Raw genomic sequence first — 25,633 nt, 5'->3', positions numbered from 1 at the left:
GAGGACCGAGGAGAAATGGCAGCGAACAACGACAAGACGACTTCCCGTACTTCGGCCCCGGCCGGCATCGCGCTCTGGCGGCTGCTGGCCCTGGCCATTGCACTCGCGGCCCCGCCGCTGCACGCCGCCGGCGTGCTCAGCGTGAGCCCGCAGGGCGAGGCGCGCGATGTGCGCCAGCTGGCGATCCGCTTCGACGCCGATATGGTGCCGCTGGGCCAGAGCGATGGTGCTGAGCCCGCGAGCGTGCAGTGCTCGCCGCAGACGCCGCAAGGGCGCGCGCGCTGGATCGGACCGCGTGCCTGGGCCTTCGAGTTCGAGAGGGACGTGAGGGGTGGGACGCGATGCAATGTCGTGTTCAAGGCGGGGTTGAAGACGCTGGTGGGCGAGGCGGTGACTACGCCGCCGAACCCGGGCTTCGTCGCCGGTCCTTACGGTTTCTTCGCGTCTTATCCAGGCGAGGGTTCGGAGGTCGCGCCCGACCAGGTCTTCCTGCTGCAGCACCACGACCCGCAGCCAGCCGCCGACCCGCAACAGCTGGCCGCCGGCTTCACCTGCGAACGGCGCGACGGCGACAAAGTGCTGAGCCAGCCGACCGTGCCCGTGACCGGTGCCACGCTCGATGCCGCACGGCGCGCCGTGCCGTCCGTCACCTTCGCGCTGGCATTGCGCTGCGCGCAGCCCGTGCCCGAAGGCGTGGAACTGCGCCTGCGACAGGCGCCGGTGGGCAACGCGGAGCCACGGCTCTTCAACTACCGGGTGCGCCAGCCTTTTACGGCCCGTGTCGCCTGCACCGTCGTCGAGTACCCCAAGGGCAACAAGGCCTGCGATCCGCGCCAGCCGCTGGCGCTCACGTTCTCGGCGCCTCTCGGCATGCAGACCGCGCAGCAGATCCGCCTCGTGGGTGCTTCGGGTAGTGAGGTGCCGCTCAGGCCGTCGCCCAACTGGCGCAATGCCACGGAAACGACGCAGGTGCAGGTCATGCCGCCCGGAGGAAGTTTTGGCGAAGAGAGCCGCTACACATTCCAGATGCCAGCGGACCTGCGCGACCTGCTGGGCCGGCCGCTGGCGAACGCCAATGAGTTCCCGAAGGCCGTAGCGTTCGCGCGTCTGCCGCCGTATCTCGGCGCGGTGAATTCGCAGTCCGTCATGCCGTGGCAACCAGGCGCGTCCGCTGCCGTTGCGGCCTTCGCCGTGCGCCGCGTCGAAAAGTCGATGCCGCTGCGGCAATGGCGGCTCGGCGGAGAAATGGGCGCGGGCATCGAGGCCTACGCCATCGAACTGCTGCAGAGCCGGCAGAACGGTCAATGGCCCGCCGAACAGCTGACCGCCAAGGCGGGTGCGCCCCGCACCTCGACACTTGTTACGCAAGGCGACGCGATGGAGTTCGTCGGCGTGCCGTTGACCGCGCCCGGCCTGCATGTGGTGCGCGCCGACAGCGCAGCTTTTGCTGAATACATGGACGCCCGTACGCCGGGCCCGAACGAGTCGCCCGACGCCACGCCGCGCCAGCGCTACGCGGTGGTGCAGGCCACCAACCTCAACCCCGGTGCCAACTTCAGCGACACGGGCGCGTCGGTGGTCTGGGTCACGGCGCTCGACAGTGCGCAGCCAGTGGCGGGGGCGGACGTGGCGGTCTATTCGTGCACACGCGAACTTCTATGGCGCGGCAAGACCGATGCGCAGGGCCTGGCACGCCCTGAAGAGGCGCTGCGCGGCAAGCTGGCCTGCAGCGGCGGTGGCTACAACGGCGGCCCCTGGGTGGTCGCGCGCGCCGGCAACGACATGGCTCTGATGCAGGCTTCGATGGGCTGGAGCGGCTACTACGCCGGCCGTACGGCGCAGAACCTGCGTGCCCACACGGTCCTCGACCGTACCCTCTTCAAGGCCGGCGAGACCGTCAGCATGCAGCACGTGGTGCGGCTGCTCGAAAGCCGCGGCTTCGCGCTGCCGCCGACGGGCACGCTCGACGTCGAGATCCGCTACGGCTGGAGCGACAAGGTGAACGCCACCAGCGTGCCGCTGGCCGCCGACGGCAGCGCCACAAGCCAGTGGACGATTCCACTCGATGCCAAGCTCGGCAGCTACACGGTCCAGTTGTCGCAGGGTGGGAGTCATCTGGCCAGCACGCAATTCCAGGTCGAGGAGTTCCGCACGCCGGTGTTCGATGCCGCGCTGGGCGCCAAGGCGTTCTGGGAGCGTGATGTGCAAGTCACGCAACTCGATGCGCGCCTGGCCTACTTTGCCGGCGGTGCCGCGGCGGGCCTGCCCGTCAGCGTCCAACAGGGCTGGCTGCGCCAGGTGCAGGCTCCGCGTGTTGGTTACTTGTTCTACGAAGAGAGTATCGACATGGCCCCGGTCATGCCGGCGTCTATCCCGCGACGGGACCTCAAACTGGACAGCGGCGGCAGGGCGCAGATCCGGCTGAAAGCGCCGCCGCTCGAGCGGCCGATGCTTCTGCAGACCGAACTCAAGTTCCAGGACCCCAACGGCGAGACCCAGACCGTCGGAGCCAGCGCCATGCTGTGGCCCGATCGCATGAAGCTCGGCCTGCGCCTGCGCGCCAAGGACCGCGACCGGCCACAGGCCATCGAAGGCATCGCGCTGGACGACAAGGACCAGCCGGTGGCTGATGAGCCCGTGACTGTCCGCGTCAAGCCGGTGCGCCGGGACTGGAGCGGCGGCCAGAACCGGATCACGGATGTCGGGCTCGAGGTGGAGGTGTGCAGCACCCGCACTGACGCGCAGGGCCAGTGGGCGTGCGAGTGGCAGCTGCCTGCCAACGCGCAGGACCAGCAGGTGGCCGAGCAATGGCTGTTCACCGCCAGCGCGTCCGCCCTGAAGCGGAGCCGCGCCGTCGTGCGCACAGCGATGCTGCAGTACCGCTGGACGCTCGGCTGGCAGGCGGCGCTCGCGCGTGACGCGCTAAAGTTGGAGAACGGCCCGTCATTCAGTCCCGGCGACACGGCCATCGTGGTCGCGCGTCCTGAACGCCTGCCGGCGGACCTGCTGCTCACCACCGAGCGTGAAGGCGTGATGGCCGCCAGCGTGCATGCGATCACCGCGATGGAGCAGCGCATCCCGCTGCCGCTGAGTGCGCAGCATGCGCCCAATGTGCACCTCTCGGCGCGCTATGTGTATCCGCTGCAGGGTGCAGGCAACAGCGAGCCGCTGTCGAGCACGCAACGGGTGAGCGTGCGGGTTCGTCCTGACGCGTGGACGCTGTCGGTGGGCGTGCGTCCTGCGAGTGCGAGTGCGAGACCGCGCGCGCAGGTGCCGATGGAAGTTGCGGTGCGCGATGCCGCCGGCCGACCCGTGGCCGATGCGCGCGTGACCCTGGTGGCGGTCGACCAGGCCCTGCTGGCGCTCAAGCCCAACGGTACTTGGGCGCTTGCTGCCGCAATGTTTGCGGCGCGGGACAACGCAGTGCACACCACCGCACTCGACGCGCGCCTGCTGCGTCGCGTGGAGACAGGCCCGCAACCGCAGCACCGGCCGAACGACGAGGCCGCGCGCAGCATGTTCGGCGTCGCGCCTGTCGCGGCGGCGGCTCCGATGGTTTCAGCCTCCAAGGTCACCGATCCCAACGACCGCGACGAGTCGCCGCCGCGTACCGACCTCTCGTCGCTCATCCTCTGGCGCACCGACCTGCGCACCGACGCCGAGGGTATTGCCCGCGCCACCGTTCCGCTCAACGACGCGCTCACCCAGTTCCGCATCGTCGCCATCGCGAGCGCGGGAGAGGCACAGTTCGGCCAGGGTGAGACCACGATCACCAGCACCCAGCCGCTGCAGATATTCAGCGGCTTGCCCGAGTTGCTGCGCACGGACGACGCTATCGTGCAGAAGCTCAGCCTGCGCAACACCGGCACGACGCCGCTCGCCGTGGTGCTCAAGGCCGAGGCTGCGGTCGAGCCCAATGGCGAATGGCCTGGCGCACGCGAAGTCGTGCCCGCCGATGCATTGGCCGCGCGCGGCCTGAAGATCGAGCGCCGAGTGCACCTTGCGGCCGGCCAGACGCAGGAAGCGCTGTGGCCCGTGGCCGTGCCTGTAGGCGCCGGCACGCTGCGCTGGCGGATCAGTGCACAGGGCGGTGAAGAACGCGACGCGCTGGAAGTCACGCAGCGCGTGGTGCCCGCGCTGACCGCCACGGTGCGCCAGTCGACATTGCTGTCGGTGGCCGATACGGGCGCCGTGCCGGTCGTACAGCCGCGTGATGCCGTGCCGCTCACGGGCGGCGTGCGCGTGGCACTGCAGTCCAGCCTGGTCGATGCGGCGCTTGCCGAATCCACGCGCTGGATGGCTCAGTACCCGTACAGCTGCCTCGAACAGCAGAGCTCGCGCTTCGTCTCGCTCGACGACCGCGCGAGTTGGGACAAGCTGATGGCCCAGCTGCCCAAGTACATCGACGGCAAGGGCCTGGCGCGCTACTTCCCCGAGTCCTCGCTGCCCGGCAGCGAGATGCTCACCGTGCAGCTGCTCGACCTGGCCCACGCCAAGAGCTGGCCCGTGCCCGATGCGCCGCGCCGCCAGATGCTCGATGCGCTCGACTCCCTGCTGCAGGGCCGCATGGCCGCGCAAGACTGGGCGCCGCGCAACTACCTGGAGCCGCAACAACTCGCCGCGCAGGCCACTCTAGTGGAGCACGGCCGCGCGAAGATCGTGGTGCGTCCCAAGGCGCTCGATGCGCTCTCGGCCCAATCGCTGGTCGATTGGTCGCGCGCGCTCATGGCGATGACCTCTGATGCCGAGCACGACGCAGCCCTGAAGGAAGCCGGCGCGCAGCTGCGCAGCCGCTTCGACGTGCAGGGCACGCGCCTGCGCTGGCGCGACGAATCTTCGCTGCACTGGTGGTGGTTCATGTGGAGCGGCGACAGCACCGCCGCGCGCATGGCCCTGCTCGCGCAGCAATGGGCCGAGACCGACGCAAGCTGGAAGGCCGATGCGCCGCTCATCACGCAAGGGCTGGTCGGTCGCCAGAGCGCAGGCCGCTGGAGCACCACCACCGGCAATGCCTGGAGCACGGTCGCGCTGCGCCGCTTCCAGCAGCAGTTCGAAGCCGGCCCGGTCGATGGCACGACGCGCGCCACGTTGGGCAGCAACACGCGCGATGCGGTTTGGGCCGAGGCCAAGGCCCCGAGCATGCTGCTGCCTTGGCCCGCGCAAGGCGCCCAGGGCGCGCTGCAGCTGCGCCACGAAGGCAGCGGCAAGCCCTGGGCCACCATCAGCACGGTGGCCGCGGTGCGCAACACGCAACCCGTCGCCAACGGCCTTGTGGTGCACCGCAGCGTCACGCCGGTCGAACAGAAGCGCAAGGGCCAGTGGTCGGTGGGCGACGTCTACCGCGTGCGGCTGGATCTCGAATCGACCGCCGAACAGACCTGGGTGGTGGTGCGCGACGCCGTGCCCTCGGGCGCGAGCCAGCTCGGCCGCGGCCTGGGCCGCGAGAGCAATCTCGCGCAGCGTGGCGAAACCAGCGAAGGCTGGGCCTGGCCCAGCTACATCGAACGCACCACCGACAGCTACCGCGCGTATTTCCGCTATGTGCCGCGAGGCAACTGGCGCGTTGAATACAGCGTGCGGCTGAACAACGCGGGCGACTTCAAGTTGCCGCCGGTGCGCGTGGAGGCCATGTACGCGCCCGAAGTTTTCGGCGAGGGCACCGCCCAGACCATGACAGTGAAACCTTGAGAAAAAAGATGAGAGACAACGACATCACCTTCGACTTCATCATCATTGGCGCCGGCACCGCGGGTTCGCTCATGGCCAACCGGCTCAGCGCGGACAAGACAAAGCGCGTGCTGCTGATCGAGGCCGGCCGCAAGGACGACTACCACTGGATCCATATTCCGGTGGGCTACCTGTATTGCATCGGCAACCCGCGCACCGACTGGCTCTACACCACCGAGCCCGATGCGGGCCTGAACGGCCGCGTGCTGCGCTATCCGCGCGGCAAGACGCTGGGCGGCTCGTCGAGCATCAACGGCATGATCTACATGCGTGGCCAGTCGCGCGACTACGAGCAGTGGGCGCGGCTCACGGGCGACGAGTCGTGGCGCTGGCAGAACGTGCTGCCGGCCTTCAAGAAGCATGAAGACTTCTATCTCGGCGCCGACGAGATGCACGGCGCGGGCGGCGAGTGGCGCGTGGAAAAGCAACGCCTGCGCTGGGACATCCTGGACGCCTTCGCCGATGCCGCGGCGCAGGCCGACGTGCCGCACACCACCGACTTCAACCGTGGCAGCAACGAAGGCGTGGGCTACTTCCAGGTCAACCAGAAGAGCGGCTGGCGCTGGAACACCGCCAAGGCCTTCCTGCGGCCGACCTGCTATGGCAGGCCCAACTTCGAGCTGTGGACCGGCGCGCAGGTGTCGCGCCTGCTGTTCGAGACGCTGCCCGACGGCACGCGCCGCTGCACCGGCGCCGAGGTGTGGAACGGCAGCGAGATGGTCACCGCGCACGCCACGCGCGAAGTGATCCTGAGCGCGGGCGCCATCGGCTCGCCGCAGATCCTGCAGCTCTCGGGCGTCGGCCCGGCCGAGCTGCTGCGCCAGCACGGCATCGACGTGGTGCTCGATGCGCCCGGCGTCGGCGCCAACCTGCAAGACCACCTGCAGATCCGCGCGGTCTACAAGATCAGCGGCGCGCCCACGCTCAACGTGCTGGCGTCGTCGATGGTCGGCAAGGCGAAGATCGGCCTCGAATACCTGCTCAAGCGCAGCGGGCCGATGAGCATGGCGCCGTCGCAGCTCGGCGCCTTCACGCGCAGCTCGCCCGACCACGAATGGCCGAACCTGCAATACCACGTGCAGCCGCTGTCGCTCGATGCCTTCGGCGAGCCGCTGCACAGCTTCCCGGCCTTCACCGCGAGCGTGTGCAACCTGAACCCCACGAGCCGCGGCACCGTGCGCATCAAGAGCAGGCGCTTCGAAGATGCGCCCGCCATCGCGCCCAACTACCTGAGCACCGACGAAGACCGCAAGGTGGCGGCCGATTCATTGCGCGTGACGCGCCGCATCGCGTCGCAGCCCGCGCTGGCCAAGTACAAGCCCGAAGAATGGAAGCCCGGCGCGCAGTACCAGACCGACGAAGACCTCGCGCGGCTCGCGGGCGACATCGCCACCACCATCTTCCATCCGGTCGGCACCACGAAGATGGGCGCCGACAGCGACCCGATGGCGGTGCTCGACGCCAGGCTGCGCGTGCGTGGCGTGCAGGGCCTGCGCGTGGTCGATGCGGGTGCAATGCCCACCATCACCAGCGGCAACACCAACAGCCCGACATTGATGATGGCCGAGAAGGCGGCGGGCTGGATTCTCGAAGACAGCGCCGGCCGCTGAGGCGGCGTCAGCGGCGCGGCGTCGGCTTGCCCGGTCTGGCTTTGGGCTTGGGCTTTTTGTCGGCCGCCAGCCGCGCCTTCGCGCCTTCGAGCATGAGGTCCACGCCGACATCGAACATCGCATCGGGGCCGGCCTTGCGGTAGTTGGCGAAGGCCTCGGCCAGCAGGGGGCGCGACGCCGCGGCGGCATCGAGCGTCTGTTGCCGCACTTGCGCATCGGGCGGCGCGGCCTGTTCCTCGAGCACGCAGCCCACGGTGTAGCGGCCCAGTGCGATCAGCAGCGTCATGGCCTGCGTTGCCGGCATGCCCAGGCGGACCACGGCCGCGAGCTGGGCTTCCACCATGTCGAGATCGTCCGGGTCGGGCTCGGAGCCGGCATGCAGGCGCGCGCCGTCGCGCCGTGCCAGCAGCGCGCGGCGGAAGCTGCGCGCGTTCTCGCGCAGGAAGGTCTCCCACGTTTCCTCGGGCAGAGGCAGCCGGCGATCGTGCGCACGCCGCAGGAGCTCGCGGTTCATCGCATCGAGCAGCGCGCGCTTGTTCTTGAAATGCCAGTACAGCGCGGGCTGCTGCACGCCGAGCCGCTCGGCCAGCAGCCGGGTGCTGAGTTTGTCCATGCCGACCTCGTCGAGCAACGCAAGCGCTGCTTCGAGGATCACTTCACTGTCCAGTTTCATGCCGATGTCCGTGCCCGTTTCCGGGCCGATGGGTGGGGTGCTTCACAACCTGGAATTTATCGCTGATAATTCCTTATCAATGATAAATTCCAACATTTCTTCCAACCCCTCAGTCGCGGGCAGTCGCCATGCGCATGCGGTGATCCTGGCGATCGTCACGCTCGATGCCGTCGGCATCAGCCTGGTCATGCCGATCGTGCCGGGCCTGTTGCGCGAGGTCGGCCACACGGGTGATCTCGGCTGGCGCTTCGGCGCTTTTCTCTCGCTGTACGCGCTGATGCAGTTCCTCTGCGCGCCAGTGCTCGGCGCGCTCAGCGACCGTTTCGGCCGCCGGCCGGTGCTGCTGGTGTCGGTGGCGGGCGCGGCCATCGATGCGCTCTTCATGGCCTTCGCGCCCTCGCTGTGGATGCTGTTTGTGGGCCGCGCGATCGCGGGCATGACGGGCGCGAACATGGCGGTGGCCTCTGCCGCCGTCGCCGACCTCACGCCCGAGGACCAGCGCGCGCGCTGGTTCGGCCGCATGGGCGCCTGCTTCGGCCTGGGCTTCATCGCTGGGCCGGCCATCGGTGGCGTGCTCGGCGACCACGGCGTGCGGCTGCCCTTCATCGCGGCCGCGGTGCTCAACGGCCTGACCTTCCTCGTGGCCCTGCTGGTGCTGCGCGAATCGCGCCCACCCGACCTCGCGTCACGGCCTTTCGACCGCAGCGTGCTGCATCCGCTTGCGCCGCTGCGCTGGGCGGCGGGCTTTCCCGCGCTGCTGCCGATCCTCGGCGTGTTCCTGGTGCTCGTGCTGGTGGGCGAGGTCGCCGGCACGACCTGGGTGATCCACGGCGAAGACCGCTACGCCTGGAACGGCACCACGGTCGGCCTTTCGCTCGCGGGCTTCGGCCTGATCCACGCGGTGGTGCAGGGCTTTTTGGCGGGTCCGCTGGTCGAGCGCTGGGGCGAGCGCGTGGCGATCGCGGTCGGCACCCTCTCCGACTGCACGGCCTACGCGTTGATCGCCTTCGCCTCGCAGGGCTGGATGGCACTCGCGCTGCTGCCGTTGCTGTGCATGGGCGGCGTCGGTCAGCCCGCGCTGCAGGCGATGCTCTCGCGGCGCGTGGGCGAAGCCGACCAGGGGCGGCTGCAAGGCGTGCTCGCGAGCATCTCCAGCCTGGCCTCGGTGGTCGGGCCGTTGCTGATCAGCGCGCTGTACTTCGCGTACCGCGCGCGCTTTCCGGGCATCGTGTGGCTGGTCGGCGCCGCGCTCTACCTGCTGTGCCTGCCGGTGCTGCTGCGCAGGACCACACCTCAGGCGCCGGCGGCCGCCGCCGCGGCGCGTCGCTGAAGAAACTGCCGCACGGCCGGATCGCGTTCGAGACCGATCGCCAGCTGGTAGGCCTGTGCCGCCCCCGGCACGTCGCCGCTGCGGGCCAGCAGGTCGGCGCGCGCGGCCCAGTAGGGTTGGTAGTCCGCCAGCCGCGTGTCGCCGGCGAGGGCGTCGAGCGCCAACAGGCCAGCCGCGGGCCCCATGGTCTGCGCCAGGGCCACCGCCCGGTTGAGCGCCGCCACCGGCGAACCGGTGAGCGCGCACAGCGCGTCGTACAACTGGCCGACGGCCACCCAGTCGGCGCGGCCGGTGTGGCGGCGCACCGCGTGCGCGGACTGCACCGCCGCTTCCAACTGATAGCGGCCGCCGTCGTCCTGGCAGCGGCTGGCGCGCGACAGCAGCGCTTCGGCTTCGTCGATCATCGCGGTGTCCCAGCGCCGCGTGTCCTGCTCGCCCAGCGGCACATAGGCGCCCGAGGCATCGCGTCGTGCCTCGCGGCGCGCGTGCGCATGCAGCATCAGCGACAGCAGGCCCAGCGCCTCGCCTTCGTCGGGCAGCAGCGACGCGACCAGTCGGCCCAGCCAGATGGCCTCTTCCGCGAGATTGCGGCGGCGCGCGTCGGCGCCCTCGGGGTCCGACCAGCCTTCGGCGAAGGCCGCGTAGATGGCTTCGAGCACCGCGTCGAGCCGCTCGGCCAGCAGATGGCGCGGCGGCACTTCGAAGCCGATGCCGGCCTGACGGATCTTCGCCTTGGCACGGCTCAGCCGCTGGCCCATGGCGGCGGGCGCGATCAGGAAGGCCGAGGCAATCGCCGCGGCGTCGAAGCCGAGCACCACCTGCAGCATCAGCGGCGCGCGCACGCCGCGGTCGATGCCCGGATGCGCGCAGGCGAAGAGCAGGCCCAGCCGGCGATCGGGCATGCCGGACGGATCGTCCCGGCCCTCGTGTTCGTCGGCCGTCAGCTCCGCCAGCCATTGCAGGTGGGCGGCCGCGTCTTCGTCGAGCACCCGCTGGCGCACCGCGTCGACCCGGCGGCGCCGTGCCACGGTCAGCAGCCAGGCTTCGGGCGCCCGAGGCACGCCCTGCACCGGCCAGTCGGCCAGCGCGGCGGCGAAGGCTTCGGACAGTGCGTCCTCGGCGCCCGCCACGTCGTGCGTGCGGGCCGAGAGGAAGGCGACCAGCTTGCCGTAGCTGTGCCGCGCGGCCGATTCGGCCGCGCGTGCCGCTGCACGGGCGTCGTCGGCCGTCATCGGGCCTCAGTAGTCGGTGGCGGGCCAGAGCGGCCGCACCTCGACCGCGCCGTGGCTCGCGCCAGGGCAGCGCGCGGCCCAGGACAGGGCCGCGTCGAGGTCCGGCACGTCGATCAGGTAATAGCCTCCGAGCTGTTCGCGCGTGTCGGCGAAGGGGCCGTTCAGCACTTCGGTCTTGCCGGATTGCAGCCGCACGGTGGTGGCCGTGGTCGCCGGCCGCAGCCGGCTGCTGTGGCGCAACACGCCGGCCTTGCGCAGGGCTTCGCCGTAGGCGCCATAGGCGGCCAGGGCTTCGCTCGTCTGCGCGGGGGTCAGGGCCGCGAACCCGGTGGGGTCCGAAAAGAGCAGCAGCATGTATTCCATGACGATCTTCCTTCTGGTGACGGCGCGGCACCATGCCTCGCCTGGACAATGTCGCGTGGCGCGGCGCGGTTTCGACATCGGATCACAAAAAAAGAAAAGGCCGCAAGAAAAACTTGCGGCCCCTTGCGCCAGGAATGATGCCGCGGCTCAGCGCTCGATGGTCTTGTTCCAGCGCGCGTTCCACGCTGGCCGGTTCGCGTTGATGCTCTCCCAGTCGATGGTGACGGCGGTCTTCATCCACTTGTTGATGTTCGCCACCTGGGTCGCGCTTTCACCCGTCACCGGGGCCTTGGCGTTGGTCGGGATCTGCGCGCCGTACTGCAGCACGTTGGCCTGAGCCACCGGGCTGAGCAGGAACTCGGCGAGCTTCTGCGACAGCTCGGGCTCGCTGTTGTTGGCGATCACGCACTGCGCCGTGACCAGCACCACCGCGCCTTCCTTGGGCGGCGCGTACTCGACCGGAATGCCCTTGGACTTCAGCGAGTCCACGATGGTCGGCGTCAGCGGAAAGATCGCCGCCTCGCCGGTCTGGACCATCTCCGACAGCTTGGCCGAACTCGGGATGTACTCCAGCACGTTCGGTCCGATGGTGGTGGGCCAGGCCTTGAAGCCCGGCTCCACGTTCTTGTCGTTGCCGCCCTGCAGGCGGTTGAACATCAGGAAGCCGTGCAGCCCGAAGGACGAGGACGACATCGACTGGAACACCACCTTGCCCTTGAACTTCGGGTCGGCCAGGTCCATCCACGAGGTGGGTGCGGCCCAGCCCTTTTCCTTGAACATCTTCGCGTTGTAGGCCAGGCCCGTCATGCCCAGGCTCACGCCGCTGGCCATGTCGTCCTTGAAGCGTGCGGCGGGGTAGATCTCGCTGAGCGACTGACTGGGCTTCTGCTTCTGGCACAGGCCCATGCCGATGGCGCGCACCATGATGCCGTCGTCCAGGAACATCACGTGCATCTGCGGCTTGTCCTTGTTGGCCTGCGCCTTCGCAAGGATGTCGGACGAGGTGCCGGGCACCACCACCACCTTGGCGCCGTAGGCCTTCTCGAAGGCCGGGAACACGTACTGCGTGTACGCCTTCTCCATGGTGCCGCCGTTCATGCCGATGTAGAGCGTCGGGACTGTCTGCGCGAATGCGGCCCCGCTGCATGCGAGCGCGGCGGCTGCTGCGATCAGGGGGCGGCGTGCGAAGAAGGAGCAGGAGCGGGTGAGGCGAGGCATGGTTTTTCCTTTCAGTGGGGAAGGGCGTCGGAAGCGGTCGTGGATGCAGGTTGGGGTTCAGGTTCGGGAACGGGGTCGAAGCGTTCGATGGCAAAGGCATCGATGGGCGTGCTGCTGCGCCCGTCGCGTGCCAGTTCGGCAAGCACCTCGCCGGCGGCCGGACCGATCTGGAAGCCCGCGCCCGCAAAGCCGAAGCCATGGAACAGGCCCGGCGTGGTGCGGCTCGGGCCCAGCACCGGTTCGCGGTCGGGCAGGTAGCCTTCGGTGCCGCTCCAGGTGCGGATGAAATGCGCATGGCGCAGCGTGGGCAGCAGCTCGATGGCCTGCACCGCGAGCGTGGCGATGGCGTCGCGGTCGACGCGCGCGCGGTCGGCATCGAGCGCAATGCCCGCGCCGCCGCCCAGCACGAGATTGCCGCGCGCCACCTGCCGGCAGTAGATGCCGCCGCCCTCGACGCCGAGGCTCCAGTCCATGAAATGCGGCACCGGCTCCGTCACTGCCATCACCGGGTGGCCCGAGCGCAGCGGCAGCGTTTCGCCGAACCGTTCGGCGATGGCGCCGGCCCAGGCGCCCGCGCAGTTGAGCAGCACGGGCGCCTGCACTTCGAGTGCATTGCCGGAGCGCACCATGAAGAGCGCGCCGTCGTGCGCGACCTCGTCGACCTTGTGGCGCTCGAAGACCTGCGCGCCCGCGCGCTGCGCCGCGAGCGCGAAGGCCGGCGACACAAGGCGCGGATTGGCCTGCCCGTCTTCCACGCACAGCGAGCCGCCCACGGCGCGCGTGCCGAGCCAGGGGCATTGCGTGCGTAGGCGCGCGGCGGAGATCAGCTCCAGGCCCAGGTCGAAGTCGCTGCTCATGGTGCGGTAGCGCTCCAGCGAGGCCATGTCCGACTCGCTGCGTGCGATCTTGAAATGGCCCGAGCGGATGTATTCACCATCGGTGCCGAGCAACTCGGGCAGCCGACCCCAGATGCGGTGTGCGCGCTGTGCCAGCGGCAACTGGCTCAGCGGACGGCCCTGTCGCCGCACGCCGCCGTAGTTCACGCCACTGGAGCGCGAACCGCAAAGGTCGCGCTCCAGCAGCGCGACGCCGAGGCCCATCTGCCGCAGCGCCAGCGCGGCGGAGGCGCCGACGATGCCGCCGCCGATGATGGCGACGTCGGTGCGCAAGGTGCGGATCGTCGTCATGCGTCGCCCTCCGTGCAGGGCACGAGCCGGATCGGAATAGGCTTGATCGGCGCCTGTCCGCGCAAGCGGCCCACCTGCTGCACGGGTTGGCCGGTGGCATGCGCCAGGATCTCCGCCGCCGCCACGCCGCACATGCGGCCCTGGCAGCGGCCCATGCCCACGCGCGACAAGGCCTTGAGCCGGTTCATCTCGTCCGCGCCGTTGATGGCGACGGTCTGGCGCAGCGTGCCGGCCGTGACGTTCTCGCAGCGGCACACCACCAGATCGTCGGGCGCGTGCGCGGCCCAGTCCTGCGGCAATGGGAAGGCGCGCTCCAGGCCGCGGCGGAAGGTGGTCAATCTGTCGAGCTTGTGTTCGAGTGCCGTGGCGCGCGCGGCGTCGATGGCCACGCCGTTGTCGGCCAGCAGCGCCAGCGCGGCGCGCTCACCGGCCCACTCGGCCGCGTCCGCGCCCATGATGCTGGCGCCATCGCCCGCGAGGTACACGCCTTCGACGCTGGCGCGTCCCGCTGCATCGCGCACCGGCAGATGGGCGCGGTGCATCGGCGCGTAGTCGAAGCGGCAGCCGAGCAGGTCGGCCAGTTGCGTCTCGGAGCGCAGCGCGTAGCCGAAGCCGACGGCATCGCAGGCCAGCGTGCGTTCTTCGCGACCGTCGTGCCATGCCACGCCGGTGACGCGACCCTGCGGTTCGTCGCCGATCACGCGCAGCGGACGCACGCCGCTGTGCAGGGCAACGCCATGCGCGCGCAGCCAGCCCACGTAGTACACGCCCTTGGCGAACACGGCAGGTTGCGTCAGCATCGCGGGCGTCGCGGCGAGCTGGTCGGCAAGGCGCGCGGTGTCGAGCACCGCCGCCACCGTCACGCCGGCCTTCGCGTACTGATACGCCACCAGGTACAGCAACGGCCCTGTGCCCATGAACACCACGCGCTGCCCGATGGCGCAGCCCTGGAATTTGAGCGCCACCTGCGCACCGCCGAGCGTGTAGACGCCAGGCAGCGTCCAGCCCGGCACCGGCAGCACGCGGTCGGTCGCGCCTGTCGCCACGATCAGATGGCTGTAGGGCACGCGGCGGGTGCTGCGGGTCGGGTTGTGCAGCACGTCGAGTTGCTGCCCTTGCGCGTTCCACACGAGGCTGTCGGGGCGATGGTCGATGCTGCCTTGCAGCGCGTCGAAGGCCTGGTGTACTGCATCGGCACGCTTCGACTCGAAGCCGTAGAGCGTTTGCGCGCTGCGCTGCGTCAGGCCCGTGGGTGGACGCCGGTAGATCTGCCCGCCGGCACGCGGAGCTTCATCGATCACCACGGGCCGCAGGCCGTGCGCCACCAGTGTTTGCGCGGCGCGCACGCCGGCCGGTCCGGCGCCGACGATCACGGGCCGCAATGCGTTGGCCGTTGCAGTGGTCGTCGTCATGCGCCGTTCTTTCCCGTGACCAATGCCATGCCCGGTGCGATGAAGGTCGAGCAGGCGCGCAGCCGCTCGCCCTCGTCGGTCGAGATCCAGCAGTCCTGGCAGGCGCCCATCATGCAGAAGCCGGCACGCGGCAGCCCGCTGAATTCGTTGCGCCGAAGTTGATCGGATTGCGTGAGCACGGCCGTCAGCACGGTGTCGCCGGCCAGTGCGCGCGCGGGTGCACCGTCGAGCGTGAAGGGCACGGCCTCGCGGCCGTTCTGCTCGGCCACGCGATGCAGCAGCGCGCGTGCGCCGGTTGTCGATGATGTGTTTGTGCTCATCTGCGTCCCACCAGCACGCGGTCCAGCCCGTAGATGCGGTCGAGCAGCACCATCGCGAAAGCCGTGACCGCCACCATCAGCGCCGACACCGCCGCCATCAGCGGATCGATCGATTCGGTCGCGTACATGTACATGCGCACCGGCAGCGTCACCGTGCTCGGCGCGGTGACAAAGATCGACATCGTCACTTCGTCGAAGCTGTTGATGAAGGCCAGCATCCAGCCACCGGTGACGCCGGGCAGGATCATCGGCAGCGTGATGCGCCGGAACACCGTGGCTTGGCTCGCGCCCAGCGACAGCGCGGCCTGTTCGGCGCTGCGGTCGAAGCCCACCAGCGCGGCCACCACCAGCCGCAGCGTGTAGGGCGTGACGATGAGCGCATGCGCCATCACCAGCCAGCCGAAGCTGCCCGTGCCGCCGACCAGCGCGAACAGCTGCAGCAGCGCCACGCCCAGCACCAGGTGCGGCACGATCAGCGGCGACAGGAAGAGGCCATTGAGAAAGTCGCGCCCCGGAAATTCATAGCGCGTGATCGCCATGCCGGCCGGCACCGCGAGCAGCGTCGCGATGGTGGCCGAGCTGAGCGCCAGCCACAGGCTGTTCCAGAACGACTGCATGAAGTCGGGGTGCGCGAACACCGCCTTGAACCAGCGCAGCGAGAAGTGCGTGGTCGGAATGGTCAGCGTGTTCTCGGGCGTGAACGCGACGATGCACACCACCACCAGCGGTGCCAGCATGAAGACGATGACGAGCGCGTTGAAGGTGAGGGCGATGGGGCCGTTCTTGTTCATCGGGCCTCCCGCCGGGCCGCCCCAAGGGAGGCCTGCGCCCCCTTGGGGGGCAGCGAATACACGTAGTGATTGAGCGTGGGGGTCATGTCAGCCCAGCGCTTTCTTGTAGCGGCCTTCGACGAGGCGGTTGTAGCTGAGCATGACCACGAGGTTGGCCACCAGCAACACGAGTGCGACGGCCGCGCCGAGCGGCCAGTTCAGCTCGCTCAGGTATTCGTCGTAGACGATGGTCGCGACCATCTTCAGCCGCCGCCCACCCAGCAGACCCGGAATGGCGAACGAACTCGCGGCCAGGCCGAACACGATCAGGCTGCCCGACAGAATGCCCGGCATCACCTGCGGCAGCACGATGCGCCGCAGCGTGGTGAAGGGCGTGGCGTTGAGCGAGAGCGCCGCGTTCTCGACACCCGGGTCCAGCTTCTGCAGCGAGGTCCACACCGGGATCACCATGAAGGGCAGCATCACGTGCACCAGCGCGATGACCACCGCCGCGTTGGTGTAGAGGATCTTCACCGGCCCGATGCCGAGCAGGCCCAGCAGTCCGTTCACCGCGCCTTCGGGCCCGAGCAGCATGCTCCAGCCGAAGGCGCGCACCACCACCGACACCAGCAGCGGCGCGAGCACCACCAGCAGCAATACCGAGCGCCACGGGTTACGCATGCGGCTCAGCACATAGGCCTCGGGTGCGCCGATCACGACGCAGATCAGCGTGACGAGGGCCGAGACCCAGAAGGTGCGCCAGAAGATACCGAGGTAATAGGAGTCCGAGAACACCAGCGCGTAGTGCGCGAGCGTGAACTCGCCGGCCTTCGGCCCGGTGGCCGGGTCGTACACGTTGAACGACAGCACGGCCGTGAGCGCGAGCGGCACCAACAGCAGCGCGGTGAACAGCAGCAGCGCCGGCCCCGACAGCCACCACGGCGTGGCTTTGTTCTGCACGCTGCTCATGCCGCCACGGCCTCGTCGGCGGGCAGCAGCCGCATGCAGTGGGCGGGCCAGTCGATGCCGGTGCGGGCGCCTTCGTCGAGCGCGTCGCGGCCATCGTTGGGGCTCAGCACCGTGAGGTCGCCGACCGGCGTGGCGATGCGGTAGAGCCACTGGCTGCCGAGGAAAAAGCGCTCCTGCACCTCGCCGTCGAGGCGGCCCCGGCCCGGCGGCACCAGCTGCAGCTTCTCGGGCCGCACGCTCAGCAGCGCCGATGCGTCGACGCGAAAACCCGTGTCGTCCACGTCGAGCGAGAGCGCGCCGACCTCGACGCAGGTGCGGGTGGCGCCACTGTTCGACACGCGGCAGTTCAGCAGGTTGGCCTTGCCCACGAAGGTCGAGATGAAGCGCGTGCTCGGGTGCTCGTACACCCGCTGCGGATGGTCGATCTGCGTGGCGCAGCCGCCTTCCATCACCACCACGCGGTCGCTGATGGACATGGCCTCGCTCTGGTCGTGCGTGACCATCACCGTGGTGGTGCCGACCTTGCGCTGAATCTGGCGCAGCTCGAACTGCATCTCTTCGCGCAGCTTGGCGTCGAGGTTGGACAGGGGTTCGTCGAGCAGCAGCACCGGCGGCTCGATGACTAGCGCGCGGGCCAGCGCCACGCGTTGCCGCTGGCCGCCCGAGAGCTCGCGCGGGTAGCGCGTGGCGTGTGCCTCCAGGTGCACCAGCGCCAGCGCCTGCTTCACGCGGTCGGCGCGCTCGGCCTTGGGCATCTTGCGCATTTCGAGGCCGAAGCTCACGTTGTCGGCCACCGTCATGTGCGGGAACAGGGCGTAGGTCTGGAACACGATGCCCAGCCCGCGCGTGTTGGCCTTGGCATGCGTGATGTCCTTGCCCGCCAGTTCGATGCGCCCGCTGCTCACCGCCTCGAAGCCCGCAATCATCTGCAGCGTCGTGGTCTTGCCGCAGCCCGAAGGGCCGAGCAGCGAGACGAACTCGCCCTTTTCCACCGTGAGGTTCATGGCCGACACCGCGCGGGTGGCGCCATAGAACTTGGTCACGTCGGTGAGCCGGAGGAATGACATGGAAGAGCCTTTCTGCGGTGCGAATGGATGGCGTGCGACACCTTGGTGCATGCCATGGACGACTTGCTGCTTTCAATTCACTCTATTGCAACGATTGCGCCAGATCGCCTCGGGTATTCCATTAATCAGAATTTTTATCTGATTTATTCCGTTCAATGAAATATGATGGCCGAACGCAGTCCAAGAAATTCCACAGGAGGAAGGTATGGAAACCCCAACGGCGGCCAGCGGCGGCGTGCCCCGCGTCTTTTCGGTGATCCGCGCGCTCGGCGCGGTGCAGGCCGAAGGCGGCCGCGTGACCCAGATCGCACGGTCCGTGGGCCTCACGCAGGCCACCACGCACCGTTTGCTGCAATCGCTCATGGCCGAAGGCATGGTCGAGCAGGACGAACGCAGCAAGCTCTACCGGCTCAGCATCGACTTCTTCGCGCTCGCGGCCAGCGCGGGCAACCCCGGCGACCTGCGCTCGATCTGCCGGCCGGTGCTGCTGCGGCTGTGCGCGAGCCTGGGCGACAGCATCTTTCTATTGGCGCGCAGCGGTTTCGACGCGGTGTGCCTGGACCGCAGCGAAGGGCCGTTCCCGATCCGCTCCTTCACCGGCGACATCGGCGGGCGCATTGCGCTGGGCGTGGGGCAAGGCGCGCTGGCGATCCTGGCCTTTCTGCCCGAAGCCGAGCGCGAGGAAGTGATCCGCTTCAACCTGTCGCGTGTGCGCGAGTACGGCGTGTACGACGAGGTCTATTTGCGCACCGAGATCGAGCGCGTGCGGCAGCAGGGCTACGCGGGGCGCAACACCGGCCTGCTCGAAGGCATGGCCGGCGTGGCGGTGCCGATCCTCGACCGTGAAGGGCGCGCCGTGGCCGCGCTGAGCGTGGGCACCATCGCCGACCGGCTCAACCCCGACCGCATGCCCACGGTGGTCGAGCTGCTGAAGCGCGAAGCAGCGGCCATCGGGCCGAAGATCAACCCCTTCGACGCGACGCTGCGGCGGCCGGCGCAGAGCCTGGCGGGGTCGCCGGCGGGGCAGCGCATCACGCTGCCCGAGGCGCCCGGGCCGGCGTAGGCTCGCGGCGGGCGCATCGGCCGTTTCGTCTTCCGCTCATCCATCCATCCATCGAACGACAACGTGGAGCCTTCTTCATGCACGACCCTTCGATCCTCTACCCCGTGTTCGCCCTGGCCGCATGGACGGGCTTCGTCCTGCTGCTGATTCCCATCGTCCGCATCCGCGCGGTGAATCGCCGCGAGGTGCGGGCCGCCGATTTCCGCCTGGGCGAATCGCCGGCCGTGCCCGATGCGGTGCGCGTGCCGAACCGCAACTACATGAACCTGCTGGAGCTGCCGGTCCTGTTCTATGTGGTGTGCCTGCTGTTCTACGTGGCGGCCATGCCGTCGCCCACGGTGATCTGGCTGGCCTGGGCGTACGTGGCCCTGCGCGTGCTGCACAGCGTGGTGCACCTGACCTACAACCACGTCGTCCAGCGGCTGGTGCTGTTCGCCGTGAGCAACGGGGTGCTGGTGATGCTCTGGGTATCGGCAGCGACCCGGTTGGTGCGCTAGCCGCACGCGAATGTCGCGAGTTCATTCCTGAAACGCATCAGGTCCTTCCATATTTTCGCTATGCAAGGGTGCGGGATTCGCTGATATTGCCCGGATGTCCGAAGCCCACACCCCCCTTCCCGTCGCCACCGAAGTCGAACAACTGCTGCAGCGCCTGGGCGTGCCGCACACCGCCTACACCGGCGGCGATCTGGCGGTGCGCTCCCCGGTCACCGGCGAGGTGATCGCGCAGGTGCCGCAGACCACGCCGGTCGAGGCCACCGGCGCCATCGGCCGCGCGCACGAGGCCTTCAAGGCCTGGCGCAATGTGCCGGCGCCGCGCCGCGGCGAGCTGGTGCGCCTCCTGGGCGAAGAGCTGCGCGCCGCCAAGCGCGACCTGGGCCGCCTCGTCACGCTGGAGGCCGGCAAGATCCCGTCCGAAGGCGCGGGCGAGGTGCAGGAAATGATCGACATCTGCGACTTCGCGGTCGGCCTCTCTCGCCAGCTCTATGGCCTCACGCTGGCCACCGAGCGCGCCGAGCACCGGATGATGGAAACCTGGCATCCGCTGGGCGTGTGCGGCGTGATCTCGGCCTTCAACTTTCCGGTGGCCGTGTGGTCGTGGAACGCGGCGCTGGCGCTGGTGTGCGGCGACTCGGTGGTGTGGAAGCCGTCCGAGAAGACACCGCTGACCGCGCTGGCCACGCACGCCATCGCGCAGCGCGCCATCGAGCGCTTCGGCGATGCGCCCGAAGGCCTGCTCGGCCTGCTGCTGGGCCAGCGCGACATCGGCGAAGTGCTGGTCGACGACCACCGCGTGCCGATTCTTTCGGCCACCGGCTCCACCGCGATGGGGCGGCAGGTCGGGCCGAAGCTGGCGGCGCGTTTCGCCCGCGCGATTCTTGAACTGGGTGGCAACAACGCCGCCATCGTCACGCCCTCGGCCGACCTCGACCTCACGCTGCGCGGCATCGCCTTCGCGGCGATGGGCACGGCCGGCCAGCGCTGCACCACGCTGCGCCGCCTGTTCGTGCACGACAGCGTGTACGACGCGCTGGTGCCCAAGCTCGCGAAGGTTTATGGCAACGTGCAAGTGGGCGATCCGCGCGAGGCCGGCACGCTGGTCGGTCCGCTGATCGACCGCGCCGCCTTCGACGGCATGCAGAAGGCGCTCGGCGAAAGCCGCGAAGCCGGCGCGACGGTGCACGGCGGCCAGCGCGTCGACGGCATCGGCACGCAAGACGCCTACTACGTGCGCCCGGCGCTCGTGGAGCTGAAGGCGCACGCCGGCCCGGTGCTGCGCGAAACCTTCGCGCCCATCCTGTACGTGGTGCGCTACACCGAACTCGACGAAGCCATCGAATGGCACAACGCGGTGGGCGCGGGCCTGTCGTCGTCGATCTTCACGCTCAACGTGCGCGAGGCCGAGCGCTTCATGTCCAGCGCGGGTTCGGACTGCGGCATCGCCAACGTCAACATCGGCCCGAGCGGCGCTGAAATTGGCGGCGCCTTCGGTGGCGAGAAGGAAACCGGCGGCGGCCGCGAAGCCGGCTCCGACAGCTGGAAGGCGTACATGCGCCGCGCCACCAACACCATCAACTACTCGACGGCACTGCCCCTGGCCCAGGGCGTGACCTTCGACATCGGCGACTGATCGCCCCCCGGCCCGTTGTTCCTGCCGCGCAGCACTCGGCTGCAGCGGCAAGGAAGCGGCCGTGCCTTTCAAAGAAAAACTACCAGGAGACAGAGAAGATGAAGATGCAATTGAAGACCCTTGCCACCGCAGCGCTGCTCGCGCTCGCATTCGGCGGCGCCAGCGCGCAGACCGCCACCACCGGCACGCTCGACAAGATCAAGGCCAATGGCAAGGTCGTGCTCGGCGTGCGCGAAGCCTCGCCGCCGATGGCCTACATGCTGGGCGCGGGCGAGAAGTACGTGGGCTACCACGTCGAGCTGTGCGAGCGCGTGCTGAAAGACATCGCGCCCAACGCCAGGCTCGAATACATGGCCGTGACCGCGCAGAACACCATCCCGCTGGTGCAGAACGGCACGCTCGACATCGGCTGCGGCCCCACCACCAACAACACCGCGCGCCAGCAGCAGGTGGCTTTTGCGCTCACCACGTACGTGAGCGAAGTGCGCATGGCGACCAAGGTCGACTCGGGCATCACCACGCTCGACCAGCTCGCGGGCCGCAACGTGTCGGCATCGACCGGCACCACCGCCGTGCAGTTGCTGCGCAAGCGCGAGCGCGCGCAGAACGTCTCGTACAACACGATGCTCGGCAAGGACCATCTCGAAAGCTTCCTGCTGATGGAGTCGGGCCGTGCCGATGCCTTCGTGCTCGACGACAACCTGCTCGCCGGCATCATCGCCAACTCGAAGAGCCCGGCCTCCTACCGCATCGTGGGCGAGGCGCTGGGTTCCGAGCCCATCGCGCTGCTGTTCCGCAAGGACGACCCGGCCTTCAAGAGCGCGGTGGACGATTCGCTGCGCAAGCTCATGAAGAGCGGCGAGCTGGAAAAGATCTACACCAAGTGGTTCGTGGCAGCCATTCCGCCGAAGAACACCAGCCTGAACCTGCCGATGAGCCCGGCGCTCAAGCAGCTGATGCTCGAACCCAACGACAAGCCACTGGAGACCTACACCAAGTGACCCCCGACACCGCCGTGTTCTCGCCGGCGCAGCGCGTGCGCGCCATCCACGTCTCGGAGATCCTGCGCATCACCGACCAGGCGAACGCGCTCAAGCGCGCGGGCCGGCCGGTGATCGTGCTGGGCGCGGGCGAGCCCGACTTCGACACGCCGCACAACATCCGCGAAGCGGCGGTGCGCGCCATCGAAAAGGGCGACACGCGCTACACGGTGCTCGACGGCAGCCCGGCGATGAAGGCGGCGGTGCAGCTCAAGTTCAGGCGCGACAACGCGCTTGAATTCGCGCTCGACGAGATCAGCGTGAGCGCGGGCGCCAAGCAGGTGATCTTCAACGCGCTGATGGCGAGCCTCGACCCCGGCGACGAAGTGATCCTGCCCGCGCCGTACTGGACCTCTTACGCGGACATCGTGCAGATCTGCGGCGGCGTGCCGGTGTCGGTGGCCTGCAGCGAAGAGAACGGATTTCGCCTGAGCGCAACGCAGCTCGAAGCGGCGATCACGCCGCGCACGCGCTGGCTCTTTCTGAATTCGCCGTCGAACCCGAGCGGCGCGGCCTACAGCGCGGCGCAGTTGCAGCCGCTGTGCGATGTGCTGCTGCGCCATCCGCAGGTGTGGGTGCTGGCGGACGACATCTACGAACACATCCTCTACGACGGGTTGGCCTTTGCCACGCCCGTGGCGATCGAACCGCGCCTGCGCGAACGCACGCTGACGGTGAACGGCGTGTCGAAGGCCTACGCCATGACCGGCTGGCGCCTGGGTTACGGCGCGGGGCCGCGTGCGCTGATCGGCGCAATGGCGGTGGTGCAGAGCCAGTCGACCTCGTGCCCGTCGTCGATCACCCAGGCGGCGGCCATCGAAGCGCTGACCGGGCCGCAGGAGATCGTGGCCGAACGGTGCGCCGATTTCCAGGCGCGTCGTGACTTCGTGGTGGCCGCGCTGAACCGCATGCCTGGCCTGCATTGCCGCGTGCCCGAGGGCGCGTTCTATACCTTTGCGAGCTGCGCCGGCGTGCTCGGCAAGCGCACCCGTGGCGGCGCGCTGCTGCAGACCGACAGCGACTTCTGCCGCTATCTGCTGCAGGACTTTGAAGTGGCGGTGGTGCCGGGCAGCGTGTTCGGGCTGGCGCCGTATTTCCGCATTTCGTATGCAACGTCGATGGCGCAACTCGAAGAAGCCTGTGCCCGCATCGCCGCTGCATGCGAAGCCCTCGAATGACTTTGAATTTCTCCCTCCCCCTTTGGGGGAGGGCAGGGGTGGGGGCAGGCGGCCTTGCAATTGCTGTCGGCCCATCGACCGCCGCTTGCCCCCATCCCAACCTTCCCCCAGAGGGGGAAGGGGCAAGACCCGCACCTCATACCTTCATCATCTCCTTGGACACTGCATGACTTCCTCCCGCACCGGCGGCCAGATCCTGGTCGACCAGCTCATCACCCACGGCGTGCAGCAGCTCTTCTGCGTGCCCGGCGAAAGCTTTCTCGCCGTGCTCGATGCGCTGCACGACGCCGCCATCGACGTGACCGTGTGCCGCCAGGAAGGCGGCGCCACCATGATGGCCGAGGCGCAGGGCAAGCTCACCGGCAAGCCCGGGGTCTGCTTCGTCACGCGCGGACCGGGTGCCACCAACGCGGCGGCCGGCGTGCACATCGCGCACCAGGACTCGACGCCGCTGCTGCTGTTCGTGGGCCAGGTCGCGCGCGATGCGCTGGGCCGCGAGGCCTTCCAGGAGCTGGACTACGGCGCGGTCTTCGGCACCATGGCCAAGTGGGTCGTGCAGATCGACGATCCGGCGCGCGTGCCCGAGCTGGTGTCGCGCGCCTTCCATGTCGCCACCTCGGGCCGCCCCGGCCCCGTGGTGATCGCACTGCCCGAAGACATGCTGACCGAAGCCGCGACGGTGGCCGATGCGCTGCCGTATGCCGTGACCGAAACCCATCCCGGCGCGGCGCAACTGGCCGACCTGCAGCAGCGCCTGTCGCAGGCGCAACGGCCGGTCGTCATTCTGGGCGGCAGCCGCTGGTCGGAAGAAGCCACGCGGCAGTTCGCAGGTTTCGCCGAGGCTTTCTCGCTGCCCGTGTACTGCTCGTTCCGCCGCCAGATGCTGATGTCGGCCGAGCACCCTTGCTATGCCGGCGACCTGGGCCTTGGCGCGAACCCGCGCATGCTCGAACGCATCCGCAATTCAGACCTCGTACTGCTGGTCGGCGGGCGGCTGTCGGAAGTGCCATCGCAAGGCTACGAGCTGCTGGCCATTCCGCAGCCCAAACAGGCGCTGGTGCACGTGCACGCCAATGCCGACGAACTCGGCAAGCTCTACCGCCCTGCGCTCGGCATTCATGCCACGCCTCAGGCGTTTGCCGAAGCGGTGAGCGCATTGCGCCCGGCTTCAACGCCGACCTGGCAGGCCGAGACGAAGACCGCGCGCGAAGATTTCCTGCGCTGGAGCGACCCGGCTCCCATCCGCATTCCCGGCCCGCTGCAGATGGGGGAGGTCATGCAGCACCTGCGCGAAGTGCTGCCGGCCGACACCATCTTCTGCAACGGCGCGGGCAACTTCGCCACCTGGGTGCACCGCTTCTGGCCGTTCCGTGCGTTCGCCAGCCAGCTCGCACCCACCAGCGGCTCGATGGGCTACGGCCTGCCGGCCGGTGTCGGTGCCAAGCGGCTGTGGCCGCAGCGCGAGGTGGTCGTCTTCGCGGGCGACGGCGATTTCATGATGCACGGCCAGGAGTTCGCGACCGCCGTGCAGTACGGCCTGCCGATCATCGTGGTGCTGCTGGACAACGCCATGTACGGCACGATCCGCATGCACCAGGAAAAGCATTACCCCGGCCGCATCAGCGCGACCCAGTTGAAGAACCCGGATTTCCGCGGCTATGCCGAAGTGTTCGGTGGCCACGGCGAGCGCGTGACGAATACCGAAGAGTTCGGCCCCGCACTGGCGCGCGCCCGTGCCAGCGGCAAGCCCGCGATCCTGCATTGCCTGCTGGACCCGGAAGCCATCACGCCGGTCAGCACGCTCCAGAGCATTCGCAAGGCGGCGCTGGCTGCGAGTTGAGTCAGCGACGGAGGGCGTGATTGTTCAGCGCCGTGGTTGATCGGCCAGCGCAACGGCAGCGCCCACTGTGCACAGGGCACCGGGTGCTCCCCGCAGCGAAATAAAGGAGGAGGCCGAAGGCCGGGGGACATTCGCGGAGGGGAGTACCCGATGTCCTGTGCACGCGCCCCGAATGAATCCGCGCAACCCAAGAGTCAACGCAACCCACCCACATAGCGAGGCGGCGGCGTAGGCGGATTCCCATCCGGCTGCCGCGCCGCCAGCCGCGCAGCCCGCGCCAGCGGCTCCATCGCCTGTTCGAGGCGTGTCGCGAGCTGCTCCAGTTCCGCGTCCTGCGTGTCCGCCGCGTGCGCACGCGTCATGCGCACGATCTCGGCGGCGTACTCGGCATTGGTTGCCATCCACTCGGTGTCGGTCACGCGCCCATGCTTTCGCCGCAATGCCACGTGGAGGCGGGCGGCGAGGGCGATGCGTTCGCTTTCGGACATGGATGGCATGGTTCCT

At 68.9% G+C, this 25,633-nt stretch carries 20 protein-coding genes; 9 read left to right on the top strand and 11 right to left on the bottom strand.

What is annotated here, in order from left to right:
• Nucleotides 1-15: 15 nt before the first annotated feature.
• Together ACGLHS_RS27080 and ACGLHS_RS27075 are read left to right on the top strand one after the other, a co-directional pair.
• Nucleotides 16-5,688, top strand: coding sequence for an MG2 domain-containing protein (locus ACGLHS_RS27080; protein WP_394484835.1), 5,673 nt, complete (start codon nucleotides 16-18; stop codon nucleotides 5,686-5,688).
• Between the two features lie 8 nt (nucleotides 5,689-5,696).
• Nucleotides 5,697-7,337 carry a GMC family oxidoreductase gene (locus tag ACGLHS_RS27075; protein ID WP_394484833.1) on the top strand — a complete coding sequence of 547 codons (1,641 nt, stop codon included), beginning with the start codon at nucleotides 5,697-5,699 and terminating at the stop codon, nucleotides 7,335-7,337.
• Nucleotides 7,338-7,344: 7 nt separating this feature from the next.
• Here the strand turns inward: ACGLHS_RS27075 and tetR are convergent, their stop codons facing one another.
• Complete coding sequence (gene tetR, locus ACGLHS_RS27070; protein WP_394484831.1) at nucleotides 7,345-8,010, bottom strand: tetracycline resistance transcriptional repressor TetR; 666 nt, start codon at nucleotides 8,008-8,010, stop codon at nucleotides 7,345-7,347.
• 79 nt (nucleotides 8,011-8,089) lie between these two features.
• Between tetR and tet the strand changes: the two genes are divergently transcribed.
• Entirely contained in the window at nucleotides 8,090-9,340 is a 1,251-nt protein-coding gene (gene tet / locus ACGLHS_RS27065; protein WP_394484829.1) for a Tet(A)/Tet(B)/Tet(C) family tetracycline efflux MFS transporter, read from the top strand.
• Here the strand turns inward: tet and ACGLHS_RS27060 are convergent.
• The 9 genes from ACGLHS_RS27060 to ACGLHS_RS27020 all read right to left on the bottom strand — a co-directional run bounded on the left by ACGLHS_RS27060 (nucleotide 9,304) and on the right by ACGLHS_RS27020 (nucleotide 17,878).
• Nucleotides 9,304-10,572 (bottom strand): RNA polymerase sigma factor, encoded by a 1,269-nt coding sequence (locus ACGLHS_RS27060; protein ID WP_394484828.1) that lies wholly within the window; start codon nucleotides 10,570-10,572, stop codon nucleotides 9,304-9,306. The genes tet and ACGLHS_RS27060 overlap by 37 nt on opposite strands.
• 6 nt (nucleotides 10,573-10,578) lie before the next feature.
• Nucleotides 10,579-10,935, bottom strand: a complete 357-nt coding sequence (locus tag ACGLHS_RS27055; protein ID WP_394484826.1) for a YciI family protein — start codon at nucleotides 10,933-10,935, stop codon at nucleotides 10,579-10,581.
• A gap of 147 nt (nucleotides 10,936-11,082) precedes the next feature.
• Nucleotides 11,083-12,153, bottom strand: coding sequence for an ABC transporter substrate-binding protein (locus ACGLHS_RS27050; RefSeq protein ID WP_394484824.1), 1,071 nt, complete (start codon nucleotides 12,151-12,153; stop codon nucleotides 11,083-11,085).
• Between the two features lie 11 nt (nucleotides 12,154-12,164).
• Nucleotides 12,165-13,340 carry an NAD(P)/FAD-dependent oxidoreductase gene (locus ACGLHS_RS27045; RefSeq protein ID WP_394484822.1) on the bottom strand — a complete coding sequence of 392 codons (1,176 nt, stop codon included), beginning with the start codon at nucleotides 13,338-13,340 and terminating at the stop codon, nucleotides 12,165-12,167.
• Nucleotides 13,337-14,752, bottom strand: a complete 1,416-nt coding sequence (locus tag ACGLHS_RS27040) for an FAD-dependent oxidoreductase (protein WP_394484819.1) — start codon at nucleotides 14,750-14,752, stop codon at nucleotides 13,337-13,339. The genes ACGLHS_RS27045 and ACGLHS_RS27040 overlap by 4 nt, the downstream gene beginning before the upstream one ends.
• The gene (locus ACGLHS_RS27035; protein WP_394484817.1) at nucleotides 14,749-15,072 is read right to left on the bottom strand and encodes a (2Fe-2S)-binding protein; all 324 of its coding nucleotides are present in this window, start codon (nucleotides 15,070-15,072) and stop codon (nucleotides 14,749-14,751) included. The genes ACGLHS_RS27040 and ACGLHS_RS27035 overlap by 4 nt, the downstream gene beginning before the upstream one ends.
• On the bottom strand, nucleotides 15,069-15,863 hold the full coding sequence (locus ACGLHS_RS27030; RefSeq protein WP_394484816.1) for an ABC transporter permease: 795 nt from the start codon (nucleotides 15,861-15,863) through the stop codon (nucleotides 15,069-15,071). The genes ACGLHS_RS27035 and ACGLHS_RS27030 overlap by 4 nt, the downstream gene beginning before the upstream one ends.
• Nucleotides 15,864-15,950: 87 nt before the next feature.
• Nucleotides 15,951-16,811, bottom strand: coding sequence for an ABC transporter permease (locus ACGLHS_RS27025; protein ID WP_394484814.1), 861 nt, complete (start codon nucleotides 16,809-16,811; stop codon nucleotides 15,951-15,953).
• Nucleotides 16,808-17,878 carry an ABC transporter ATP-binding protein gene (locus ACGLHS_RS27020; protein WP_394484812.1) on the bottom strand — a complete coding sequence of 357 codons (1,071 nt, stop codon included), beginning with the start codon at nucleotides 17,876-17,878 and terminating at the stop codon, nucleotides 16,808-16,810. The genes ACGLHS_RS27025 and ACGLHS_RS27020 overlap by 4 nt, the downstream gene beginning before the upstream one ends.
• Before the next feature lie 205 nt (nucleotides 17,879-18,083).
• Here ACGLHS_RS27020 and ACGLHS_RS27015 point away from each other — a divergent pair, with 205 nt between their 5' ends.
• The 6 genes from ACGLHS_RS27015 (at nucleotide 18,084) to ACGLHS_RS26990 (ending at nucleotide 25,129) form a co-directional block, all read left to right on the top strand.
• Entirely contained in the window at nucleotides 18,084-18,941 is an 858-nt protein-coding gene (locus ACGLHS_RS27015; protein WP_093246460.1) for an IclR family transcriptional regulator, read from the top strand.
• Nucleotides 18,942-19,018: 77 nt separating this feature from the next.
• Nucleotides 19,019-19,438 carry an MAPEG family protein gene (locus ACGLHS_RS27010; RefSeq protein WP_093246459.1) on the top strand — a complete coding sequence of 140 codons (420 nt, stop codon included), beginning with the start codon at nucleotides 19,019-19,021 and terminating at the stop codon, nucleotides 19,436-19,438.
• A 94-nt stretch (nucleotides 19,439-19,532) separates the two neighbouring features.
• The gene (locus tag ACGLHS_RS27005; protein WP_394484810.1) at nucleotides 19,533-21,071 is read left to right on the top strand and encodes an aldehyde dehydrogenase family protein; all 1,539 of its coding nucleotides are present in this window, start codon (nucleotides 19,533-19,535) and stop codon (nucleotides 21,069-21,071) included.
• A 98-nt stretch (nucleotides 21,072-21,169) separates the two neighbouring features.
• The gene (locus ACGLHS_RS27000; RefSeq protein ID WP_394484808.1) at nucleotides 21,170-22,072 is read left to right on the top strand and encodes an amino acid ABC transporter substrate-binding protein; all 903 of its coding nucleotides are present in this window, start codon (nucleotides 21,170-21,172) and stop codon (nucleotides 22,070-22,072) included.
• Entirely contained in the window at nucleotides 22,069-23,289 is a 1,221-nt protein-coding gene (locus ACGLHS_RS26995; protein WP_394484806.1) for a pyridoxal phosphate-dependent aminotransferase, read from the top strand. The genes ACGLHS_RS27000 and ACGLHS_RS26995 overlap by 4 nt, the downstream gene beginning before the upstream one ends.
• Before the next feature lie 166 nt (nucleotides 23,290-23,455).
• A complete protein-coding gene (locus ACGLHS_RS26990) occupies nucleotides 23,456-25,129 on the top strand; it encodes a thiamine pyrophosphate-binding protein (protein ID WP_394484804.1) in 1,674 nt (557 codons plus the stop codon).
• A 194-nt stretch (nucleotides 25,130-25,323) separates the two neighbouring features.
• Here the strand turns inward: ACGLHS_RS26990 and ACGLHS_RS26985 are convergent, their stop codons facing one another.
• Complete coding sequence (locus ACGLHS_RS26985) at nucleotides 25,324-25,626, bottom strand: hypothetical protein (RefSeq protein ID WP_093246454.1); 303 nt, start codon at nucleotides 25,624-25,626, stop codon at nucleotides 25,324-25,326.
• Between the last annotated feature and the right edge of the window lie 7 nt (nucleotides 25,627-25,633).

This window comes from Variovorax sp. VaC1, assembly GCF_043658315.1.
In the GTDB taxonomy this organism is placed as follows: Bacteria; Pseudomonadota; Gammaproteobacteria; order Burkholderiales; family Burkholderiaceae_C; genus Variovorax.
The sequence above is the reverse complement of the archived record's forward strand: the minus strand, read 5'-3'. Positions and strand labels throughout refer to the sequence as shown.

Excerpts from the sequence above, each read along its gene's own strand:
- ACGLHS_RS27080 (WP_394484835.1), top strand. The coding sequence starts at position 16 with ATGGCAGCGAACAACGACAAGACGACTTCCCGTACTTCGGCCCCGGCC.
- ACGLHS_RS27075 (WP_394484833.1), top strand. The coding sequence starts at position 5,697 with ATGAGAGACAACGACATCACCTTCGACTTCATCATCATTGGCGCCGGC.
- tetR (WP_394484831.1), bottom strand. The coding sequence starts at position 8,010 with ATGAAACTGGACAGTGAAGTGATCCTCGAAGCAGCGCTTGCGTTGCTC.
- tet (WP_394484829.1), top strand. The coding sequence starts at position 8,090 with ATGATAAATTCCAACATTTCTTCCAACCCCTCAGTCGCGGGCAGTCGC.
- ACGLHS_RS27060 (WP_394484828.1), bottom strand. The coding sequence starts at position 10,572 with ATGACGGCCGACGACGCCCGTGCAGCGGCACGCGCGGCCGAATCGGCC.
- ACGLHS_RS27055 (WP_394484826.1), bottom strand. The coding sequence starts at position 10,935 with ATGGAATACATGCTGCTGCTCTTTTCGGACCCCACCGGGTTCGCGGCC.
- ACGLHS_RS27050 (WP_394484824.1), bottom strand. The coding sequence starts at position 12,153 with ATGCCTCGCCTCACCCGCTCCTGCTCCTTCTTCGCACGCCGCCCCCTG.
- ACGLHS_RS27045 (WP_394484822.1), bottom strand. The coding sequence starts at position 13,340 with ATGACGACGATCCGCACCTTGCGCACCGACGTCGCCATCATCGGCGGC.
- ACGLHS_RS27040 (WP_394484819.1), bottom strand. The coding sequence starts at position 14,752 with ATGACGACGACCACTGCAACGGCCAACGCATTGCGGCCCGTGATCGTC.
- ACGLHS_RS27035 (WP_394484817.1), bottom strand. The coding sequence starts at position 15,072 with ATGAGCACAAACACATCATCGACAACCGGCGCACGCGCGCTGCTGCAT.
- ACGLHS_RS27030 (WP_394484816.1), bottom strand. The coding sequence starts at position 15,863 with ATGAACAAGAACGGCCCCATCGCCCTCACCTTCAACGCGCTCGTCATC.
- ACGLHS_RS27025 (WP_394484814.1), bottom strand. The coding sequence starts at position 16,811 with ATGAGCAGCGTGCAGAACAAAGCCACGCCGTGGTGGCTGTCGGGGCCG.
- ACGLHS_RS27020 (WP_394484812.1), bottom strand. The coding sequence starts at position 17,878 with ATGTCATTCCTCCGGCTCACCGACGTGACCAAGTTCTATGGCGCCACC.
- ACGLHS_RS27015 (WP_093246460.1), top strand. The coding sequence starts at position 18,084 with ATGGAAACCCCAACGGCGGCCAGCGGCGGCGTGCCCCGCGTCTTTTCG.
- ACGLHS_RS27010 (WP_093246459.1), top strand. The coding sequence starts at position 19,019 with ATGCACGACCCTTCGATCCTCTACCCCGTGTTCGCCCTGGCCGCATGG.
- ACGLHS_RS27005 (WP_394484810.1), top strand. The coding sequence starts at position 19,533 with ATGTCCGAAGCCCACACCCCCCTTCCCGTCGCCACCGAAGTCGAACAA.
- ACGLHS_RS27000 (WP_394484808.1), top strand. The coding sequence starts at position 21,170 with ATGAAGATGCAATTGAAGACCCTTGCCACCGCAGCGCTGCTCGCGCTC.
- ACGLHS_RS26990 (WP_394484804.1), top strand. The coding sequence starts at position 23,456 with ATGACTTCCTCCCGCACCGGCGGCCAGATCCTGGTCGACCAGCTCATC.
- ACGLHS_RS26985 (WP_093246454.1), bottom strand. The coding sequence starts at position 25,626 with ATGCCATCCATGTCCGAAAGCGAACGCATCGCCCTCGCCGCCCGCCTC.